Raw genomic sequence first — 20156 nt, 5'->3', positions numbered from 1 at the left:
ATAATTGGAAACGGAGCAGGTGACAAATACTACGAACACAAGGCTTCTCCAAGAGCTTAAACGTTCCTTTTTCATATGCTTCCGTTGAAAAAGAGTGAAGTGGGTGTTATGATGATAAGCGCCGAAATCGTGTCCACTGGAACCGAACTGCTGCTGGGTCATACGCTAAACACTAATGCCCAGTATATCGCCGAACGTCTGGCTGCACTGGGCGTTTATTGCTATTACCAGACAACTGTGGGTGACAACGCCGATCGTATCGGTCAAGTCATTGAAAACGCCTTGAATCGTGCCGACATCGTCATCACCACGGGCGGCTTAGGACCGACCATGGATGATTTGACGAAAGAAGTTGTGGCCGATCTTTTTGGATTGCCTATGGAAATGCATCCAGACCATTTGGCTAAAATCGAGGCGTTTTTTCAGCGCCGGGGTCGAAAGATGCCCGAAAACAACAAAAAGCAGGCCATGCTGCCGGCAGGTTCTCAAGCGATTCCGAATCATCTCGGAACAGCCCCAGGCGTCATTGTGGAACAGGATGATAAGGTCGTCATCCTCTTGCCCGGTCCTCCCTTCGAGATGAGACCGATGTTTGAAGAAACTGTGATTCCCTATCTAGCGGCCAAGACGAAGATCAATCCGGGAGTGCTCCATTCCCGGACATTGAAGGTCGTTGGTCCAGGGGAATCGGTGATCGAAAACCGCCTGCGGGATTTGCTGACGGTTCAATCCAATCCCACTATTGCCTTGCTGGCCAAGACGGCAGAGGTCCATGTACGTCTCACCGCCCGGGCAAGAACAGAGACAGAAGCGGCGGCACTGATGGGAGAACTGGAAGCGGAAATCCGTCAGCGCTTACATCCCTATGTTTACGGCGTTGACGAAGAAAGCCTCGCTTCGGTGGTTGGCGCTTTGTTGAATGAACGGAATCTCAAGCTGGCTATCGCTGAATCCTGCACTGGAGGATACATTGCCCATCAGATAACCAATGTACCGGGGTCGTCAGACTATTTTCTCCTCGGCGTCGCTTCCTACGCCAACAGCGCGAAAGAGAATGTGCTGGCTGTAGATGAAGAGACGCTGCGCACTTATGGAGCTGTCAGCCCGGAAACGGCGCTGGCCATGGCGAGAGGCGTGCGCCGGTTGGCCGGTTCCGATATCGCAGCGGCGGTAACGGGAATCGCCGGTCCTGGTGGAGGGACGGAGGAAAAACCGGTCGGCTTGGTTTATGCCGCCTTTGTAGCCGGCGACAAAGAGGAAGTTGAGAAACTGCAGCTGTTTGGAGATCGGGTGACGATTAAGGAGAAGACCACTTACGCGGTCCTCAATCGATTGCGGGTATACCTGACAGAAGAGGCCCGGCCGTAAGAGATACAATTTTAGAAGGGGTGCCAATATGGTAGAAAACAACATACCTACAGAACAAGAGCAAGAAAAAGTGAAATTCGGTGAAATCAGCCTGAGTCCCAAAGTCGCCCGTGCCATATCCGATATGGGCTTTGAGGAACCGTCGCCGATTCAGGCAAAGGCCATTCCCATCGTCATGGACGGAAAAGATCTGATCGGCCAAGCCCAGACCGGTACCGGTAAAACGGCCACCTTCGGGATACCCATGGCTGAAATGCTAAATGCTCGCGATGGGCGCGTACAAGCATTAGTTCTGTGCCCGACGCGGGAACTGGCGATCCAGGTTGCCCAGGAAATCGGCAAGATCGGACGTTTTAGTGATTTGAAAGCGCTGCCTGTCTACGGCGGTCAATCGATCGATCGGCAGATCCGGGCTCTTCGCTATGGCGTACAGGTCGTCATCGGTACGCCGGGACGGATTCTCGATCACTTGAGCCGGAAAACCTTGCGTTTGAACAATGTGCGCATGGTCGTCCTCGATGAAGCCGACGAAATGCTCGATATGGGCTTTATCGAAGACATCGAATCCATCATCAAAGAAATCCCGGAAGAACGGCAGACGCTGCTCTTTTCAGCGACCATGCCCGGACCGATCCAACAATTGGCCCGGAAATACATGAAGACACCGGAGTTCGTGACCATCTCTCGGGACAAATTGACGGTTCCTCTGATCGAACAAGTCTATTATGAGTGTAAAGAGTCCCAAAAGGTGGACGCCCTCTGCCGCATCCTCGACATGGAAGAGATCGGCGCATCGATCATCTTCTGTCGTACCAAACGAGGTGTCGACGAATTGGTGGCCGCTCTGGAAACACGAGGCTATTTCGCCGAAGGACTGCATGGCGATTTGACGCAAGCGCAGCGGGATCGAGTGATGAAAAAGTTCCGCGACGGCAAAGTGGAACTGCTGATCGCCACAGACGTAGCGGCTCGCGGTCTCGATGTGGAAAACGTAACCCATGTCATCAACTACGACATTCCTCAAGATCCCGAGTCTTATGTACACCGCATCGGCCGGACCGGTCGTGCTGGACGGAAAGGCATCGCCATCACCCTGATCAACTACCGGGAATATCGCCAACTGAAGCTCATCGAGCGGATCACCAAAGCCCGGATCCAACGGCGTGACCTGCCCTCTCTGGCCGATATCGTGGAACGGCAAAAAGATGCTCATAAAAACAGAATCCTTAAGGTTCTCGAAGGCGGCCACTATGGCGAATACAAGAGTATCATCAGCGAACTGGCCGACGAGTTCGATCCCTTAGAAATCGCTGCCGCCACCTTGAAACTCCTGATCGAAGGACCTGAAGCAGAAAAAGAAAAAGAAGAAGTCTCCGAGTTTGGCAACACAGGCGCTGAGCCAGGCATGGTCCGTCTGTTTATCAACATCGGCCGGGCCCAAGGGATTCGTCCGCAAGATATCGTCCGTGCTGTCGCTGAAGAAGCAGGGATTCCTGGCAATGTTATCGGCGTCATCAACATCTATGACAAGTTTACCTTCGTAGAAGTACCGGAAGATGTAGCCGGTCGAGTCATGGGTGTCATGCACCAGAACATGATCAAAGGCCGGAAGATCAGCGTCGAGCCTGCCAAAGCCCGGTAAAAAACCGGACCTGGGGCAAAGGGGGGATAAGCTTGGAGTGGGATAAGCGGAGTCAGGCGATCACCGTGGTTACTCTCGTTTGCTTTTTCATCGGATTATCGATCACCGTACAATGGCGAACACAAACCGAAATCAACCGCATGGCATCCGCCACTTCCGTCGACGAGCTTACAACGACCTTGATCCAGACAGAACGTTCTAAAGAAGCATTGACGACACAGATTGATGATTTGCGTTCTCAGTTGGACAAGTATCGAGAAGGGGAAAACTCGAAGCAGACCTTGCAGCAGACGTTGGAGAAAACACGTCTGGCAGCAGGTCTGATGGCCGTCGAAGGACCTGGTGTGATCATCACCTTAGACGACAGTCCCTTGGCTCAACAACTGGATACCATTCGGAAAAACGACCCGAATCAATACTATATCCATGACTCCTACCTCAGGGATTTGGTGAATGCTCTTTGGACAGGCGGTGCCGAGGCCGTCAGTATCAACAACCAGCGTTTAGTCAGCACTTCGGAGATTTTTTGCGGTGGTACGACGATTTTCGTCAACCGTGAACTGGTTACACCGCCTTTTATCATCCGGGCTGTGGGCGATCCAAAAACACTGATGGCCTCTGTCAACATGGTCACCACATCACTCGTTCTGAAAGGATATCGACAACAGTTCGGCATCGTCTTTGATCCTGTTGCCGGCGACAAAGTCCAGATTCCGAACTACAAGGGAGATATCAAATTCCAGTATGCCCACGTCGTGACCGGTGATGAAGCTGTGGAGACAAAGCCATGAATATGAACATGAAAATGAGGATGAAGTGGAAGAAGTGGCAAGTCGCCGCTACGATCGTTGCCTTGACGCTGGGAATACTGTTGGTGACGCAATTTAACACAGCTACCGTCATCGCCCAAGGCCGTTCACAAGTTCAGGATCGGATCAAGTCTCTCGAAAACATCCTGGAACGATCGAATGAAGAACAAGAGAGCAAGGAAAAAGAGGTGGCCCTTCTCAAGGCGGAACTGGACAAATATGAAAAGGTCGCCAAAGGAGATGTGGGCTCCGGGCTCTCCGACGAGATCGATCGTTTGCGTATTATGACCGGATACTATCCCGTGGCGGGTCCAGGCATCCAAGTCACCTTAGACGATCACCTCGTGCCTAATGCGCCCTTGGATATCCTCGATTTGATGGATATCGTCAACATTCTCCGTTACGCCGGTGCTGAGGCCATTGCCGTCAACGGTCAGCGCATCGTAGCCAATTCGGAGATCTATGTATCTGGAAGAAACACATTGATCAACAAAACCCCTGTCAGCAGTGATCGAGAACATATCTTCATCATTGATGCCATCGGCCCAGCTGATGAACTATCACGGGTTTTGCAGGTGACCGACGGGAAGATCATCAGCCTGAGAGAAAGCAAGATCGATGTAAAGATTGTCAAGCAGAACAAAATTGTGATTCCCGCCTATACAGACACGCAAAAGTTTCGTTTCGCGAAGCCTTTACCTGACAAGCCGACAGAATCGACGAGAGCTATCCGGAACAGCAATGGAAGCGGGGCCAAAGGGACTGGAGCCGGCAACGCAACTGTGCCTGCTTCCGGCGATAAAGCAGTTCCAAACAATGCCGTCAATCAGAGTCGTCCTGTCAGTGAAAGCAAGTCACAATAAACAGTATGCACCGTATTTTGTTTATATTGACAAAGTGTGGAAATAAAAGTATATTCAAATCAACTCGACATATTCGGACAATGCTTGAAATGAAAAAGGGGGATCACAATGGCTGCAGACAAATTACAAGCTTTGCAACAGGCGCTGAATCAGATCGAAAAAGCCTTTGGTAAAGGCTCCATCATGCGACTCGGTGAAGTGACGGCGAAGCTGTCGGTGGAAGTCATTCCGACAGGCTCTATCGCTCTGGATATGGCTTTGGGTGTAGGCGGTGTGCCCCGCGGCCGGATTGTGGAAGTCTACGGCCCGGAATCTTCCGGTAAGACGACCGTGGCCTTACATATCATCGCCGAAGCACAGCGTTTAGGCGGGTTAGCTGCTTTCATCGATGCTGAACATGCCCTGGATCCGGTCTACGCCCGCAAACTCGGCGTCGACATTGACAACCTGCTCGTATCACAGCCTGATACGGGTGAACAGGCCCTGGAAATCTGTGAGGCCTTAGTCCGCTCCGGTGCCATCGACATCGTCGTCATCGACTCCGTCGCCGCTTTAGTTCCCAAAGCGGAAATCGACGGGGAAATGGGCGATGCCCATGTGGGTCTGCAAGCCCGTTTAATGTCTCAGGCCCTGCGGAAGTTGACTGGTGTCGTCTCGAAGTCGAAGACTTGCTGCGTCTTCATCAACCAGATCCGGGAAAAAGTAGGGGTTATGTTCGGCAACCCCGAAACGACTCCCGGTGGTCGAGCCCTGAAGTTTTACAGTTCCGTTCGCTTGGAAGTGCGGCGCGTCGATACCTTGAAGCAAGGTTCCGACATGATCGGCTCCCGCACGCGGGTGAAAGTCGTCAAGAACAAAGTGGCCCCTCCCTTCAAACAGGCCGACTTCGATATCATGTACGGGGAAGGTATCTCCCGGGAAGGCAGCTTAGTCGATCTGGCTGTTGACATGAACATCGTCGAAAAGAGCGGTGCCTGGTACTCCTACAAAGGAGAACGGCTCGGTCAAGGCCGGGAAAACGTCAAAGAGTTCCTGCGCAATCGACCGGAGCTTGCCGCTGATATTGAGAACATCATCCGTAACCGAGCGGAAAGTGCTCGCGCAGCGGCTATGGCATCGCCCGCTGCCGGAGACAGCGAATAGTCATACGAATGAGCTGGTCAAGAAACAAACGACCCCCGACAGTACCGCCAACGCCAGAGGAGGCCTGGTCTAAGGCCATCCTCTGGCTTTCTCGATCTTCCTTAAGCCGATTTGACGTCGAAAAACGCCTCTATCGTATCGGTGCCGACGAGGAGACTGTGGAAGCGGTCATTCAAAAGCTCTTCGAATATGGCTACCTCAATGACGAGCGCTTTGTCCGCAGCTTTGTCCGCTACCGCACGGAAACGACGACGAATGGCTCTTTACGGTTGATGCGGGATCTTTCCTTGCGGGGAATCGAACAGGATGAAGCCCGTCAAGTGGTCAAAGAGTTGCTGCCGGAAGATAGGGAAGTGGAACGGGCTCGTCGGATTGCAGAGAAAAAGATTCGAGAATGGACAAAAGCCGGCAAAACGGAAGCCATGGGAAGCCGCCTCGGTCGTCACTTGCAGCAAAAAGGATTTCCTTTAGATTGCATCTATCGATTGCTTGATGAGTTGGCAAGAGACAGATCGCTTGATCCTCCTGATTCGGAGAATTAGCGACAACTTGACAGGAAATCTGAAAAATAATAAAATATGCAAGGGACGGAAACTTGTTTACGTGGAGCGTTCACGCCACTTGTATAGGCGGTTCTTATATATATCATTCAACAGCGAACCCCCACCAGCTAGGCTTTTGACAGATTTTTGACCCTTGTTGGGTGCTGTGATTGGCATATAGGGAAATAGGCGTCAGCGACTAGGGCTGGCTGTCGATCATCTGCCACAAGCACATGTGGAATGAATCTCCCGAAACCGAGTTTCTGCTCGGTTTTTTCTATTTTTGTCAGTAAATTATTTGTTTTTGACGTAATAAAGTGAGGAGGTGAAATAATTCTTTGGAATGGATCATTGCTATATTACTAGCCGTAGTTGGCTTTGGAGCCGGCATTTTTTACCGCAAGTCGATTGCGGAAGGGAAAATCGGTTCTGCTGAAGAACGAGCTCGTCACATTGTAGACGATGCCGTGAAAGAGGCAGAAGCGAAGCGCCGTGAATCCGTCTTAGCCGCCAAGGATGAAGTACACCAGATGCGTACTGAAGCCGAGCGGGAAAACCGTGAACGGCGTAATGAACTTCAACGTCTGGAACGCCGCTTGTTACAAAAGGAAGAGTCCTTGGACAGAAAAATGGAGTCCATGGAGCGCAAAGAAGAAAATCTTCAGCGCCGAGAGGATGAAATTGAAAAACTGAGATCCGGATTGGCCGAAACCCTGCACAAGCAGGTGGCTGAACTGGAACGTTTGTCTGGTTTGACCTCGGAAGAGGCCCGGACACTGTTACTGTCCAACATTGAGGACGAAGTGAAACATGAAGCGGCGATGATGATCAAAAACATTGAGCATCAGGCCAAAGAAGAAGCGGAGAAACGGGCTCGTGAGGTAATCTCGCTGGCTATCCAGCGTTGCGCTGCCGACCATGTCGCTGAATCCACCGTATCGGTGGTCGCCCTGCCCAATGATGAGATGAAAGGGCGGATTATCGGTCGGGAAGGACGCAACATCCGCACACTTGAAACCCTGACGGGGATTGACCTGATCATCGATGATACACCAGAAGCGGTCATTCTTTCGGGCTTTGACCCCATCCGTCGTGAAGTGGCTCGGATTGCCCTGGAGAAACTGATTCTCGATGGCCGTATTCATCCAGCCCGGATCGAGGAAATGGTCGAGAAAGCCCAAAAAGAGGTGGAACAGCGGATCCGTGAGGAAGGTGAACAAGCTACCTTCGAAACGGGTATCCACGGTCTCCATCCCGAATTAATCAAGCTGTTAGGTCGATTGCGCTGGCGCACTTCCTACGGTCAAAACGTGCTGAAACACTCGATTGAAGTGGCCCACTTAGCCGGTCTGATGGCGGCAGAACTGGGCGCCGATCCTATGCTGGCACGCCGTGCAGGTTTGCTGCATGACATCGGCAAAGCCGTTGACCATGAGATGGAAGGTAACCACGTCAGCATCGGTGTCGACTTGTGCAAAAAATACCGTGAGTCTCGAGAAGTGATTCACTGCATCGCTGCTCACCACGGCGATGAAGAAGCGCGCACTGTAGAGGCCGTATTGGTCGCAGCAGCTGACGCTGTATCGGCCGCACGTCCGGGAGCCCGGAGAGAGACTCTGGAATCCTACATCAAACGCCTGCAAAAGCTTGAAGAGATCGCTGACTCCTTTGAAGGCGTTGAGAAAGCTTTTGCGATTCAGGCTGGCCGTGAGATTCGGATTATGGTCAAACCGGACAAGGTAGACGATGCTGAATCGCTCCGCGTTGCCCGGGAAATTGTCAAACGAATTGAATCTGAACTGGAATATCCCGGTCAAATCAAAGTCGTAGTCATCCGCGAAACGAGAGCTGTTGACTACGCTAAGTAAACCGTTAACCAAGAGAAGGCCGACCTCAACCAGGGTCGGCCTTCCTGTTTTTCCGTTACTTTTCAACATCCAACGGGAATGGTTGGGGGAGGATTTTGACCGTCTTTGTAGAAACTGTTCACATCCGAAGGTGCGAGGAAGGTGGCCCTAGATTGAGCTTGAAGTTTAAGCAGGGAGCGGAAGTGAACGGCAGCATGGGTCTGCTGATCTCCATCCTGGTCCGTTATCCGGAAGTCGGTACCGTGAACTATGACCCCGACCGTCGGGTTATTAAATTTACTTTTCTCTTACAGCAGGAAAGCGGAAAAACCAAACTGCCCCAAATAGCTCAGTCGATTCAATCGGCTCTGGAGGTTTTTCACGATCTGGAGGGACTCCATCCCCAGACCGTATCGGTAGAGTCTCACTATGACGAGGGCTTGTGCAGTTTGGAAGTCTTCCGGGACGTAGAGACGCTGAGCCTGAGCGAAATCACCTTACTTATTGATCTTTTAAATCAACAGGCTGGTCAGGTGATTTTGTCGGAGGAGTACGTAGAAGGACTGCAGGAAGACGAAAAACTGTGGCAAGAAGAATTGATTTCCCATATGCTCGACAGTTTACGAAGCGGAAGCTATGATCAACAGGTCTATGCCTTTCGGGAAGAAGGCCGAGTCATGGTTTATAACAAGTGATCGTCCCGTTGATAAGGATATGAATTTCTAGGGGAAACTGTGGTTGACATCAGCCACAGTTTGCTTCATATTTGGGAGAGTAAGAATTTGACTGGAGGACGGAATCATTGCGGATCTTATTTATCGGGGACATCGTTGGCCGGCCTGGTCGTAGAGCGATTGAGTTAATCCTTCCGAAGTTGATCAAAGAACAGTCGATTGACTTCGTCATCGCCAACGGGGAGAACGCGGCAGGCGGAAACGGAATTACCCGGGAGATCACGTACGAATTGTTTGATCGTGGTGTCCATGTGCTGACCATGGGCAATCACGTTTGGGATAAACGAGAGATCTTTGACTTTATCGACAGCGAATCTCGGTTGATTCGACCAGCTAATTATCCCATGGGAACACCGGGTAGAGGCTGGGGGCTCTTTACTCTGCCGAATGGAAAAAAGCTGGCCGTCGCCAATTTTTGCGGTCGTGTTTTTCTCGATAATTTAGACTGTCCATTTAATGGAGTCGGTCCCATACTAGAATCACTCCGTGGGCAAGCCGATTATGTCTTCGTCGATTTTCACGCCGAGGCCACATCGGAAAAGGTCGCTTTTGGCTGGCATCTGGCCGGGCGGGCAGCAGCCATGGTGGGAACTCATACGCACGTGCAGACGGCTGATGAGCGGGTCCTGCCTGGCGGTACAGCCTATATCAGTGATGCAGGAATGACAGGGCCGAGAGATTCCGTGCTCGGCGTAAAAAAAGAAGCCATTTTGCGTAAGTTTATCACCGGCTTACCGGTACGTTTTGAAACAGCCGCTGGACCCCTTCAGTTAAACGGGGTAATCATCAGTTTAGGCGACAATGGAACGGCTACCGCTATCGAACGGGTGAATGTGATCGTCGATCCATAACCCGTTCTTCCCTTTTTCGGGAGCTAAGAATGTTATAACTAAGAATTTGAGAAGAATTGGATATTTTTTATTATCTGAAAAAAAGGAATTTTTGATTTACTGTAGAATTAAGCAATGGTGGAAATAGAAGAAAATTATAACATTCAAGGAGGCCGTTTACATGGAAGTTCTCAAAGTATCAGCTAAATCCAGCCCAAACCGAGTGGCAGGCGCTTTAGCAGGAGTATTACGAGAAAGGGGTGGCGCCGAAATCCAAGCCATCGGAGCGGGTGCATTGAACCAGGCAGTGAAAGCAGTGGCTATAGCTCGCGGCTTTGAAGCTCCTCGTGGCGTAGACCTGATTTGCATCCCCGCCTTCACGGATATCCAAATCGATGGTGAAGAGCGTACTGCCATTAAATTGATTGTGGAACCTCGGTAATTCATCAGTTTTCATAGAATTGACATACTGTAGATACCTGCTCATATTGAATGAGCAGGTATTATTTTTTTGGAGATGATTCGGTATGTATCCAGTCGTGGACGCCCACTGTGACACCCTCAGTCGTCTAGGGAAGGAAAAATTCGATTACTCTTCAGGTCCTGGCCCGATTACGAAGGAGACCTTGGCAAGAGGTTTTGTCAAGGTACAGTTCTTCGCCGCATATATTGATGAAGCTCATAAACCCTATGGAAGCCTGCGGCAAGCTCTTGAATTGATACATCGCTTCCATAGCCTAACAGAAGAACATTCGCTGGGCCTACGGAAGGTCCTATGGAAAGAAGATCTGAATGAATTGGATAGGCGGATTGGCGCGCTCTTGACGGTTGAAGGTGCAGAAGCATTGGAAGGCTCCCTCGATGTACTGCACGTTCTTTTTCGCCTCGGCGTGCGCTCGATCGGACTAACCTGGAATCAACGGAATCTTTTAGCCGACGGCAGTTGGGAAGAGGGCAGCAAAAGCGGGCTGACGCGGTTTGGTCGACAAGTGGTAGAAGCAATGCAACAGATAGGTATGCTCGTCGATCTAGCCCATATCTCACCGACTGGTTTTTGGGATGTCCTCGAAGTGTCTACGAAGCCTGTTATCGTATCTCACAGCAACTGCCGACGCATACGGGAACACCCGCGCAATCTGGACGACCGGCAGATCCGGGCGCTCGCTGAGCAGGGCGGCGTCATGGGGATCAATTTTTGCCCGGACTTTCTTGCGGCAGGGATGGCGAACCTGGAACGAGTCGTCGAACATATCGACCATGCCTGCCAAGTAGCGGGAACCTATGAACATGTGGGGATCGGCAGCGATTTTGACGGTATCGAAAAGACTCCTCGCGGCTTAGAAACAGCGGCCGCCTACCCACGTTTATGGGATGCGCTAAGTCAAAAGGGATATCAAAAAGAACAGATCAAGGCGATTGCCGGAGATAATTTTTTACGGCTGCTCACTCTTCAATTGCCGTCTAGTCCTGATTGTCCAGTCTCTGTTCCGTAAAAAATTGTGGTGCGGTCCATGAATGGTAACTCCTTAGGATGGGACAATAGTAAAAAAGAGGGAATGGACTACCGGAAGGGGGAGTTTTTCTGGACAGCGAGAATCATTGTGCTGGTTGCAAGTATGCGGAAAGTTATGGTGATTGCCTTCCTTGCAAAGAATGTGTCGATGGCAGTGAATTCGACGAAGTCTCTAACGCGAGAGATTGGTAGCATCGTAAGTAATAGATGCTCTCGGTTATTATTATGAATGGGTTAAAACTAAGGCGCTGATGAAGGCGCCTTTTCTCGTGGTATCGACTCGTTTCATATAGATCTTTCACTTCGACCCTACATTCGGATCGTACTTCTTGAAAGGAACTAGCCACTTTGTGGAAGGCTCGAATTTTTATCTGAACGATTTGTTGATTCTGAGAAATAAGGGGAATAAAATGATTGATTATAGGCATTTTCACGTAAAAGGGGTTACAAAAGAATGAAGCAGATAAAAACAGCACGCCGTATGGCCGGACTCACGTCAGCCATGTTTTCACAGATGGATGCACTTCGCAGGGAAGTCGAAGAGAATGGAACCGATGTAATCAATTTGGGTATCGGCAGCCCTGATCAACCTCCTGCGCCTCATGTCCGTCAAGCCTTATTGGATGCCTTGCAACGGGATGATGCTTTTGGATATGCCCTTACGGAGGGACTTCCTGAGTTCAAAGAGGCTGTGGCAGAGTGGTATCTCCAACGTTTCAACGTGGAACTGAACCCCAAAGAGGAAGTCTTATCACTGATGGGTTCCCAAGACGGATTAGGTCATATCTTTCTTTCGCTCATCGATCCCGGAGAGACAGCCTTGATCCCGGACCCCGGCTATCCGATTTACACAGCCGGGCTCCTCTTAGCGGAAGGGGTGCCTCATTATGTACCCTTGAAAAAAGAAAATCACTATCTTCCCGACTTAGAGGCGATTCCTGAAGAAGTCGCTCGAAAAGCCCGGATGATGGTGCTGAATTATCCCAGCAATCCTGTGGCGGCTACGGCAGAACTAGATTTTTTTGAAAAGGTCGTAGATTTTGCCCGGCGCTACGACATCATCGTGCTCCATGACGTGGCTTATTCGGAGTTGGCCTACGATGGATATAAACCGGTCAGTTTTCTCCAAGCCCCCGGTGCCAAAGAAGTGGGCATCGAACTGCATTCCGTTTCTAAGTCTTATAATTTAGCCGGCTGCCGGCTCGGGATGGCCGTCGGAAATAAGGCTGTTATCGACGCCTTGGCCAAGTTAAAATCAAATATCGATTACGGGGTGTTTAAAGCGGTTCAATGGGCTGCCGTAGCCGCTTTACGAGGCCCTCAGGACATCGTCCGACAAAATGCGATGAACTATCAAAAGCGGCGAGATGTCCTTGTAGACGGACTGGGACGGATCGGCTGGAAGATGGATAAACCGAAGGCTTCCATGTTCGTCTGGGCGCCGATCCCTGCAGGTTTTGCTTCCTCTTTTGAGTTCGCCGAAAAGTTCTTGCGAGAGACGGGAGTATTGGTCGTTCCAGGAAATGCTTTCGGTGATTCAGGGGAAGGTTTCGTACGCATCGCCTTGGTGGTACCGGAGAAACGCATCGAAGAAGCGATCGACCGGATTGCCCATTGGGACGGTTTAGCTCGCTCCTAGATAAGCATTGGGATAATTCGCCTGCCTTTTACATAAAATGGTGTCAAGAGATGGACAGGAGGGCATGTCCATGGAAGAATCAAAGCGCGATTCGATCGACACCTTAAAAGACCAAGTGACCTATCTGCGTTCTCGCCTAAACCAATTGCGGGTCAGCCGCCGTGTCTTGATGGCCTTATTGGAGACGATAGACTCGGAGCGACGAGACGCCATCGCCCGCTTGGAAGCTGAAAATCGCCGGCTAAAACGAATGCATCGGACAGTCAGGGACCATCGGCAGATTTTCCGCAGTGACGACAGAAAAGTTCTTTGGATTTGCAGGAATGATGCAAAGGGTGGCGAATAATTTAACGTAAGACAGTTTTATAGTTGGGGTCAGAGACATTAGGGAAGTCGGTGTAATTCCGACGCGGTGCCGCCACTGTGAAAGGGGAGTCCGCTTCATCAGGCCACCGGGTAACCGGGAAGGCGAAGCGTTGCGATGAACCTGAGCCAGGAAACCTGCCTGTCCCCGCACCGGTAAACCCGCGAGCCACGGGGGAGGTGAAAGACTGGGGAAGATTAGGTTCCCTAGATTTTCATTTGCATCTGTACACCCATATCTCGCATGCCGGGATATGGGTGTTTCTTTGGGTAGGGGGAATGGAAGACTGCGCAAGGGCTATACAACCGGATCCTGTGCAGCTGCAGCGGCCAAGGCGGCGACAGGCATCCTCTACGAAACATGGACAGAAGGTACCGGATTTATCGAAATTCCCTTACCCCAAGGCGGGCGGTTACCGATCCCTGTCGCTCAGATCGATGAGCCAGAACCCTCACTTCCTCCGCAGGTTAAGGCAGTGACTTGTCAAGTCATCAAAGACGGCGGAGACGACCCTGATGCTACCCATGGATTGACTATACGGGTCTCCGTCTTCGCCATTGAAAAAGGCATTGAGATCGGTGGAGGAATCGGTGTCGGCAGGGTGACTAAGCCAGGACTAGCCGTACCCGTTGGCGAACCGGCCATCAACCCTGTTCCACGATCGATGATTCTTGAGGCGGTCAAAGAGGTGCTCCCGGACGATGGTGGTGTTTCGATCGTCGTTTGGGTGCCTGACGGGGAAAAGGTGGGACCGTCTACACTGAACCCGAGATTAGGTATCGTCGGCGGCATCTCCATTTTGGGCACGACGGGTATTGTAAAGCCCATGTCGGAAGAAGCCTTTAAGGACAGCCTGGAACCGCAAATCGATGTGGCCCTGGCAGCCGGACATCGCTCACTCGCTTTAACGCCGGGCAATATGGGGCAACGGGGTTTGCAGCGCCAAGGTGTACCTTCAGAGGCGGTGGTGCTCACGAGCAACTTTATCGGTCATATGCTCGATGCCTGCAGCAAAAGAGGTGTAGAAGAAATACTTCTTTGGGGGCATGTTGGCAAACTAGTCAAAGTGGCCGGAGGGATTTTTCACACTCACAGCAAAGTTGCCGACGGACGGAGAGAGATCATCGCTGCCCACGCAGCGGTTCGAGGTTACCCGCTTCCGCTCGTCAAGGCCTTGTTGGAGGCAAATACGGCCGAAGAAACGGTACATATCCTCACCGAGGCGGGATACCGGGAACTTTTTGACGAACTGGCCGAGGTAGCGGCGATAAAAGCTATGGAGCGATTCCCTCGACCGGTTTCGGTGGTATTTACAGATTTGAAGGGAGAGCCTCTAGGTTGGAGCCAGCGAGCAAAGAACGTGATCAAAATGTGGAATCCGGTTACCCCCTAGTGGTCGTCGGCATCGGTCCCGGAACAAAGGACTATTTGGTTCCCAAAGCACTGCGGGCGGTGGAACAAGCGGACCTGCTCGTCGGAGGGCCGAGGGCACTTGAACTCTTTGCCTATCTTGACAAGCCAACTCGTACCATTGACCGCCATTTGGATCGCTTGGTAGAATTTATAGCAGTTGAGCGGTTGCAACGCCGTGTGGCTGTACTCGTGTCGGGAGATCCCGGCTTTTACAGCTTATTGCCGCGCCTAGTCAAGTCGCTTGGAGTCGATCAAATTGAGGTCATCCCCGGGCTGAGTTCCTTTCAAATGGCTTTTTCCCGGCTGGGTTTGCCTTGGCAGGAGGCTCGTTGGCAAAGCATGCACGGACGTCCTATGGACGATGCCCTGAAGCTGCTAAGCCATGAGGGATGGGTCGCTTTTTTAACCGATCCGGATCATTCGCCGGAAGCGATCGCGCAGCATTTGGTTGACCATCAGCAGGGATGGCGCCGGGCTTTCGTGACTCGCGACCTAGGCTATGAAACAGAGGCAGTAAGTTCCGCTTTCATAAGCGACATTGCGCAAGTGAAATCTATTGCTTACCGTCCGGCACTGTTGATCGTCGAAGGCGGTAAGAGAGCAGAACGTAACGGGGAAAATCCAGAAAAATCTCAGGATAGCTGTAACCGTGAGGCCCCTTATCGAAAAAGCACGACGATTGGGTTACCTGACGAAGTGTTCCAACGAGGTCAAGTACCGATGACTAAATCGGACGTTCGGGCATTGACCCTGGTGAGATCTCAAATCGAACCAAAGGACGTCGTTTGGGATATAGGAGCGGGAACAGGCTCGATCAGCGTAGAAGCGGCCCGTTTGGCCCACCGAGGTCAGGTATACGCGGTGGAACGAAACCCAGAGGGTTGTGAACTCATCGCTGCGAATGGATTCGCTTTTGGCTTATCGAACCTGCAGGTGGTTCCCGGGATGGCACCGGATGTGCTCGATTCATTGCCCGATCCCGATAGAGTGATCATCGGCGGTTCCGGCGGCAACTTAGCATCGATTCTCGATTTGTGCTGGAACCGCCTGAAAGCGGGCGGTTCGATCGTGGTTAATGCCATCACTGTGGAAACTCTCGGCGCTGTCGTCGCTTGGATGGAAGAAAAACAGATTCCCTTTCAAGCCACTCAGCTTCATGTACAACGGTTGGAAAAGGCAGGGGCTTATCACTTGTGGAAAAGCCATAACCCTGTCACGATCCTGTGGGCTCATAAGGAGGATGTGTAATGCTTGGTCGCTTCTACGGCATCGGTGTCGGGCCTGGAGATCCCGGTCTGCTCACTTGCCGGGCGGTTCAACTGCTGCAGAAAGTCCCGGTCATTTTTACCCCCCAGGGTAAAGGCGGCGGAGAAGGCGTCGCTACGACAATCATCCGCGATGTTTTACCCGCTGAGACGCAGGTGGTTTCGTTACACTTGCCCATGACCGGCGACGAAAGCCGTCTGCAGGAAGCCTGGGATGAGGCAGCCCGGCAAATTTACGAGGTGCTCGCTTCCGGTCGAGAGGCGGCCTTTATCACCATCGGCGACTGCCTGCTCTTTTCAACATACGGGTATTTGCTAAAGTCATTACAGAAGATCAATCCTGAAATAGAAGTCGAAAGCGTACCGGGAATCACCTCCTTTTGCGCTGCTGCGTCGCGAGTCAATATTCCCTTGGCCGAAGGAGAGGAACCGTTGCTCATCGTCCCGGCCCTGCGTGACCCCGAGGAACTGCGACCCTTATTACGTCAGTTCCCTAACCTCGTCTTGATGAAAGTCGCTTCCCGCTTCGATGGAGTCTACGACTTGCTCAAAGAGGAAGGCCGAGACAAATCGTCCCTGTTTATTTCCCGGTGCGGGACAGCGGAAGAAAAGATTGAAAAAGATCTGTCCCGCCTCGTCGGGCAAAAGCTGGATTATCTCAGCTTGTTGTTGGTGAAGCAGAAGGGGGAAGAGATTTGATTAGTTTTATTGGCGCCGGCCCCGGTGATCCCGAACTGATTACGGTGAAAGGGCAAAAGCGCTTAGCTGAGGCTGACGTAGTCATCTACGCCGGTTCACTTGTCAACCCCGAGATCCTGAGCTGGTGCCGCCCTGATGCGGAGATCCATAACAGCGCTTCCATGTCCTTAGAAGAAGTGTTGGCTGTCATGAAGCGGGCAGTCGGAGAAGGCAAAGGGGTCGCACGAGTCCATACGGGCGACCCGAGCATATATGGAGCTCACCGGGAACAGATGGACGCCTTGGACGAGATGGGCATCGCCTACGAGATCGTCCCCGGTGTGAGCTCCTTCCTGGCAGCGGCGGCAGCTGTAAAAAAGGAGTTTACCTTGCCTGGCGTTTCCCAGACGGTAATCATCACCCGGCTGGCTGGAAGGACGCCGGTGCCGGAGAAAGAATCTCTCGCCAGCTTGGCTCAGCATCGAGCTTCCTTATGTATCTTTTTGAGCACCCATCTCCTCTCCGAAGTGAGCCAGGAACTGATTCAAGGAGGATACGAGGAAGATACGCCGGTGGCTGTTGTCTATAAAGCCTCATGGCCTGATGAGAAGACGGTCCTAGGCACACTCGGCGACATCGCTCAAAAAGTGAGCGGAGCCCGAATTTCTCGTACGGCCATGATCATGGTAGGTCGTTTTCTCGAAGGTCCTTATGATCGTTCACTGCTATATGATCCTACGTTCACTCACGGTTACCGCCAAGGGAAGAAGGGAACGGAAGAGTGAACGTCCTGGCCTTGACGCCAGGGGGAGCCGACCTAGCCCGGCGAATTGGCGTAGCCCTGCCGGAAGCGGTACTCTGGCTTCCAGCAAAGATATCGCCGACGTCGAACCTTGAAAGCTGCATCAGTAGGGCCGACCAGTGCTGGCAGCCTCCGTTGAGAGAAACCTTCGAACGGCTATTTACGAGTGGTCAACCACTCGTCTTCATTGGTGCCCTCGGCATTCTCGTTCGAATGGCAGCACCCTTTCTGGTAGATAAGCGGACGGACCCACCGGTCGTCGTTGTCGATGAAGCGGGACAGTTTGTCATCAGCGTCTTGTCTGGTCACTGGGGGGGAGCCAACGACTTGGCCCTCGAGATCAGCCGTCAGATCGGTGCGACGCCGGTGATCACGACGGCGACCGATGTAGTCGGCTTGCCGGCAGTAGATACCTTTGCCCGCCATATCGGTGCAGTCCCTGAACCTTGGTCAAATGTAAAAAAGATCTCTTCTGCCATGCTCCGGGGCGCCCCGATCGAATGGCTGTGCGATCATCAATTTTATGATGCCTTAGTGAAACAGAACAGGACGTACCCATGGAAGCTATGGGATCCCGCTGAGACAGCAAAGCGAAAAGACGAAAGGGAAACGGTAGTGGTGTCGACGGTGGAGTCTGCTCTTCCCCAGGAAGAGGCGCTAAAGGTATTGCTCACCCACCGAGTCGGCAATGACTCGGCCACACTTCGACTGCGGCCCCGCTTTATCGTAGCCGGGCTCGGCTGCCGGAAAGGCGTCCCTACGGAAACGGTGATGGGGGCGATCGATCAAGCTTTTCAACAAGTCGGCATCCATCCCGATTGTCTGCTGTCTATCGCCAGTGCTTGGGTCAAAGCGGAAGAAAGGGCCTTTTTAGAAACGGCCCGTATACGAAAGGTTCCCTTTCAAACCTATAAATCAGATGAAATTGAAGAGTGCTGTACCCGGCATCGGGATGACATCCCCGGCTCGGACTTTGTGGCGCAAAAGATTGGAGTGAAAGCGGTATGCGAACCGACAGCCCTATTGGCTCATCGCCGGGCGCGATTGCTATTGAAGAAAAGGGTTCTGGAATCAGTGACGGTAGCTTTAGCCGAGGTACCTTGGCCATTATCGGATTAGGACCGGGTAACCGGGATCAGATGACAGGCCGGGCTTTGCAGGCTATCGAAGAATCCGATATCATCGTAGGTTATCACACCTATCTGAAACTGGTGGAAGACTTAATCGCTCATAAAGATGTACGTGCCTCCGGTATGCGCAAAGAGGTGGATCGGGCCTACCTGGCTGTTGACCTCGCAATCGAAGGACATAAGGTGGCAGTCATATCGAGCGGCGATCCTGGCGTTTACGGCATGGCTGGGGTCATCCTGGAAGCAGTACAGCTTCGCCAAGCTCAGGAGAAGGTGAACGTGGAAGTCATCCCCGGCGTCACCTCGGCCACGGCTGCTGCGGCTGCCCTCGGTGCACCGCTGATGCATGACTTTGCCATCATCTCTTTGAGCGATCTGCTGACGCCGTGGGATTTAATCCTCCGCCGGGTAGAGAATGCAGCGACGGCTGACTTTGTTATCGCCTTGTACAACCCGAAAAGCACGAAACGGGTTCACCAAATCGAAGAAGTGCAACAACTGCTATTAAAGCATCGTCCCGCTTCCACACCGGTCGGCATCGTTCGCAATGCCCGGCGGGCTGGTGAGGAAAAAACCGTCTCTACGCTGGGTGAATTTCTGAATCATGACATCGACATGTTCACTGTGTTGATCATCGGCAATTCCCAGACTTATACCAAAGACGGTTGGATGATCACGCCGAGGGGTTATCGCTGGTGATTTGGGTTGTCGCTGGAACCAAAGATGCCCGGTTGTTGATTGAGGCCTTACTGGAGAAGAAATTACCGGTTATAGCTTCTGTCGTCACTGAATATGGCGAACAGATCCTGAGAGAACAGTTTAGTGGAGCCCTCCATGTGCAACGAGGGGCCATGGATCTTCTGTCTATGGAGACCTTTGTTCAAAACCATAACGTAAACGCCGTCATCGACGCCAGTCATCCCTACGCCCGGGTTGCTTCGGAAAATCTCATCGAACTTAGCTGTAAGAGGGGTATCCCTTACTTACGGTATGAACGCCCTGAGAGCGCACTTCCCGCCTATGAAAAACTAACCTCGATCAGCGACTGGAGCCAAACCCTGCTGACGCTGCAAGAGGCTCCGACCGGGAGCAGGGTTTTTTTGGCCACAGGGAGCCGTGCCTTGCCGAAGTTGGTTCCAATTCTGTTGGATAAAGGGTTGTATCCGATTGTACGGATTTTACCTGATCCGCAAGAAATTCAGCGGTGCCTCGATCTGGGCTTAACACCGAATCAGATCATAGCCATGCAGGGACCTTTTAGTTACGAACTCAACCGGGCTATGTTTTTGCAAACTGGTGCACAGTGGCTGGTTACAAAAGAAAGCGGCACCGTTGGCGGTGCCGATGAAAAGATGAGTGCAGCTATGGAACTAGGTATGGGGTTGATTGTGCTTACTCGACCTGCCTTGGAGTACCCGGCCTTGACACAGGATGTGTCGACGGCTGTTGGATGGGCGGCTGTTCGCTCGGTTGTTCCGCTCGCATGCCAAACCTCTGGGTTATTCTGAATGTGAACCGTGGCGCGCTTAACCGCTTCACAACTCTCGCTCTCGACGCCGCTCCGCCCAAATCGC

General features: G+C 52.1%; 20 protein-coding genes and 1 riboswitch. All 20 genes read left to right on the top strand.

Annotation, left to right across the window (positions count from 1 at the left end; genetic code table 11):
- Positions 1 to 111: 111 nt before the first annotated feature.
- The 20 genes from GJ688_RS14860 (at position 112) to cobK (ending at position 20090) form a co-directional block, all read left to right on the top strand.
- Positions 112 to 1368: a competence/damage-inducible protein A gene (locus GJ688_RS14860; RefSeq protein WP_155477367.1), complete on the top strand. Its 1257-nt coding sequence runs from the start codon at positions 112 to 114 to the stop codon at positions 1366 to 1368.
- Positions 1369 to 1396: 28 nt separating this feature from the next.
- Entirely contained in the window at positions 1397 to 3010 is a 1614-nt protein-coding gene (locus GJ688_RS14855) for a DEAD/DEAH box helicase (RefSeq protein ID WP_155477344.1), read from the top strand.
- Between the two features lie 32 nt (positions 3011 to 3042).
- A complete protein-coding gene (locus GJ688_RS14850) occupies positions 3043 to 3801 on the top strand; it encodes a DUF881 domain-containing protein (RefSeq protein WP_155477343.1) in 759 nt (252 codons plus the stop codon).
- Positions 3798 to 4682, top strand: coding sequence for a DUF881 domain-containing protein (locus GJ688_RS14845; protein WP_155477342.1), 885 nt, complete (start codon positions 3798 to 3800; stop codon positions 4680 to 4682). Before GJ688_RS14850 ends, GJ688_RS14845 begins: the two co-directional genes overlap by 4 nt.
- Positions 4683 to 4790: 108 nt before the next feature.
- Complete coding sequence (gene recA, locus GJ688_RS14840) at positions 4791 to 5825, top strand: recombinase RecA (RefSeq protein WP_155477341.1); 1035 nt, start codon at positions 4791 to 4793, stop codon at positions 5823 to 5825.
- An 8-nt stretch (positions 5826 to 5833) separates the two neighbouring features.
- Positions 5834 to 6367: a regulatory protein RecX gene (locus GJ688_RS14835; RefSeq protein ID WP_155477340.1), complete on the top strand. Its 534-nt coding sequence runs from the start codon at positions 5834 to 5836 to the stop codon at positions 6365 to 6367.
- Positions 6368 to 6705: 338 nt separating this feature from the next.
- On the top strand, positions 6706 to 8235 hold the full coding sequence (gene rny, locus GJ688_RS14830) for a ribonuclease Y (RefSeq protein ID WP_155477339.1): 1530 nt from the start codon (positions 6706 to 6708) through the stop codon (positions 8233 to 8235).
- 152 nt (positions 8236 to 8387) lie between these two features.
- A complete protein-coding gene (locus tag GJ688_RS14825) occupies positions 8388 to 8909 on the top strand; it encodes a hypothetical protein (protein WP_155477338.1) in 522 nt (173 codons plus the stop codon).
- A gap of 107 nt (positions 8910 to 9016) precedes the next feature.
- Entirely contained in the window at positions 9017 to 9799 is a 783-nt protein-coding gene (locus GJ688_RS14820) for a TIGR00282 family metallophosphoesterase (protein ID WP_155477337.1), read from the top strand.
- Positions 9800 to 9959: 160 nt separating this feature from the next.
- Positions 9960 to 10220, top strand: a complete 261-nt coding sequence (spoVS, locus tag GJ688_RS14815; RefSeq protein WP_012283429.1) for a stage V sporulation protein SpoVS — start codon at positions 9960 to 9962, stop codon at positions 10218 to 10220.
- Positions 10221 to 10305: 85 nt separating this feature from the next.
- Positions 10306 to 11271 (top strand): dipeptidase, encoded by a 966-nt coding sequence (locus GJ688_RS14810; RefSeq protein ID WP_155477336.1) that lies wholly within the window; start codon positions 10306 to 10308, stop codon positions 11269 to 11271.
- A gap of 483 nt (positions 11272 to 11754) precedes the next feature.
- Positions 11755 to 12930, top strand: coding sequence for an LL-diaminopimelate aminotransferase (locus tag GJ688_RS14805; RefSeq protein WP_170292038.1), 1176 nt, complete (start codon positions 11755 to 11757; stop codon positions 12928 to 12930).
- 70 nt (positions 12931 to 13000) lie between these two features.
- Positions 13001 to 13276, top strand: a complete 276-nt coding sequence (locus GJ688_RS14800; RefSeq protein WP_155477334.1) for an SAM-dependent methyltransferase — start codon at positions 13001 to 13003, stop codon at positions 13274 to 13276.
- Positions 13273 to 13453, top strand: a riboswitch (cobalamin riboswitch). It overlaps the preceding gene by 4 nt.
- A 94-nt stretch (positions 13454 to 13547) precedes the next feature.
- On the top strand, positions 13548 to 14687 hold the full coding sequence (gene cbiD, locus GJ688_RS14795) for a cobalt-precorrin-5B (C(1))-methyltransferase CbiD (protein WP_155477333.1): 1140 nt from the start codon (positions 13548 to 13550) through the stop codon (positions 14685 to 14687).
- Positions 14633 to 15955, top strand: coding sequence for a precorrin-6y C5,15-methyltransferase (decarboxylating) subunit CbiE (gene cbiE, locus GJ688_RS14790; RefSeq protein WP_155477332.1), 1323 nt, complete (start codon positions 14633 to 14635; stop codon positions 15953 to 15955). Before cbiD ends, cbiE begins: the two co-directional genes overlap by 55 nt.
- Positions 15955 to 16671, top strand: coding sequence for a precorrin-2 C(20)-methyltransferase (gene cobI, locus GJ688_RS14785; protein ID WP_155477331.1), 717 nt, complete (start codon positions 15955 to 15957; stop codon positions 16669 to 16671). Before cbiE ends, cobI begins: the two co-directional genes overlap by 1 nt.
- The gene (cobM, locus tag GJ688_RS14780; RefSeq protein WP_155477330.1) at positions 16668 to 17435 is read left to right on the top strand and encodes a precorrin-4 C(11)-methyltransferase; all 768 of its coding nucleotides are present in this window, start codon (positions 16668 to 16670) and stop codon (positions 17433 to 17435) included. Before cobI ends, cobM begins: the two co-directional genes overlap by 4 nt.
- The gene (locus GJ688_RS14775) at positions 17432 to 18571 is read left to right on the top strand and encodes a cobalt-precorrin 5A hydrolase (RefSeq protein WP_155477329.1); all 1140 of its coding nucleotides are present in this window, start codon (positions 17432 to 17434) and stop codon (positions 18569 to 18571) included. Before cobM ends, GJ688_RS14775 begins: the two co-directional genes overlap by 4 nt.
- Positions 18559 to 19281, top strand: coding sequence for a precorrin-3B C(17)-methyltransferase (cobJ, locus tag GJ688_RS14770; RefSeq protein WP_328597379.1), 723 nt, complete (start codon positions 18559 to 18561; stop codon positions 19279 to 19281). The genes GJ688_RS14775 and cobJ overlap by 13 nt, the downstream gene beginning before the upstream one ends.
- Positions 19278 to 20090, top strand: a complete 813-nt coding sequence (cobK, locus tag GJ688_RS14765) for a precorrin-6A reductase (protein WP_170292031.1) — start codon at positions 19278 to 19280, stop codon at positions 20088 to 20090. Before cobJ ends, cobK begins: the two co-directional genes overlap by 4 nt.
- Positions 20091 to 20156 lie beyond the last annotated feature (66 nt).

This window comes from Heliobacterium mobile (assembly GCF_009720735.1).
GTDB classification, from domain to species: domain Bacteria; phylum Bacillota; class Desulfitobacteriia; order Heliobacteriales; family Heliobacteriaceae; genus Heliobacterium; species Heliobacterium mobile.
Note: the sequence above shows the minus strand (reverse complement) of the source record. Positions and strands in the feature narration are given on the sequence as shown.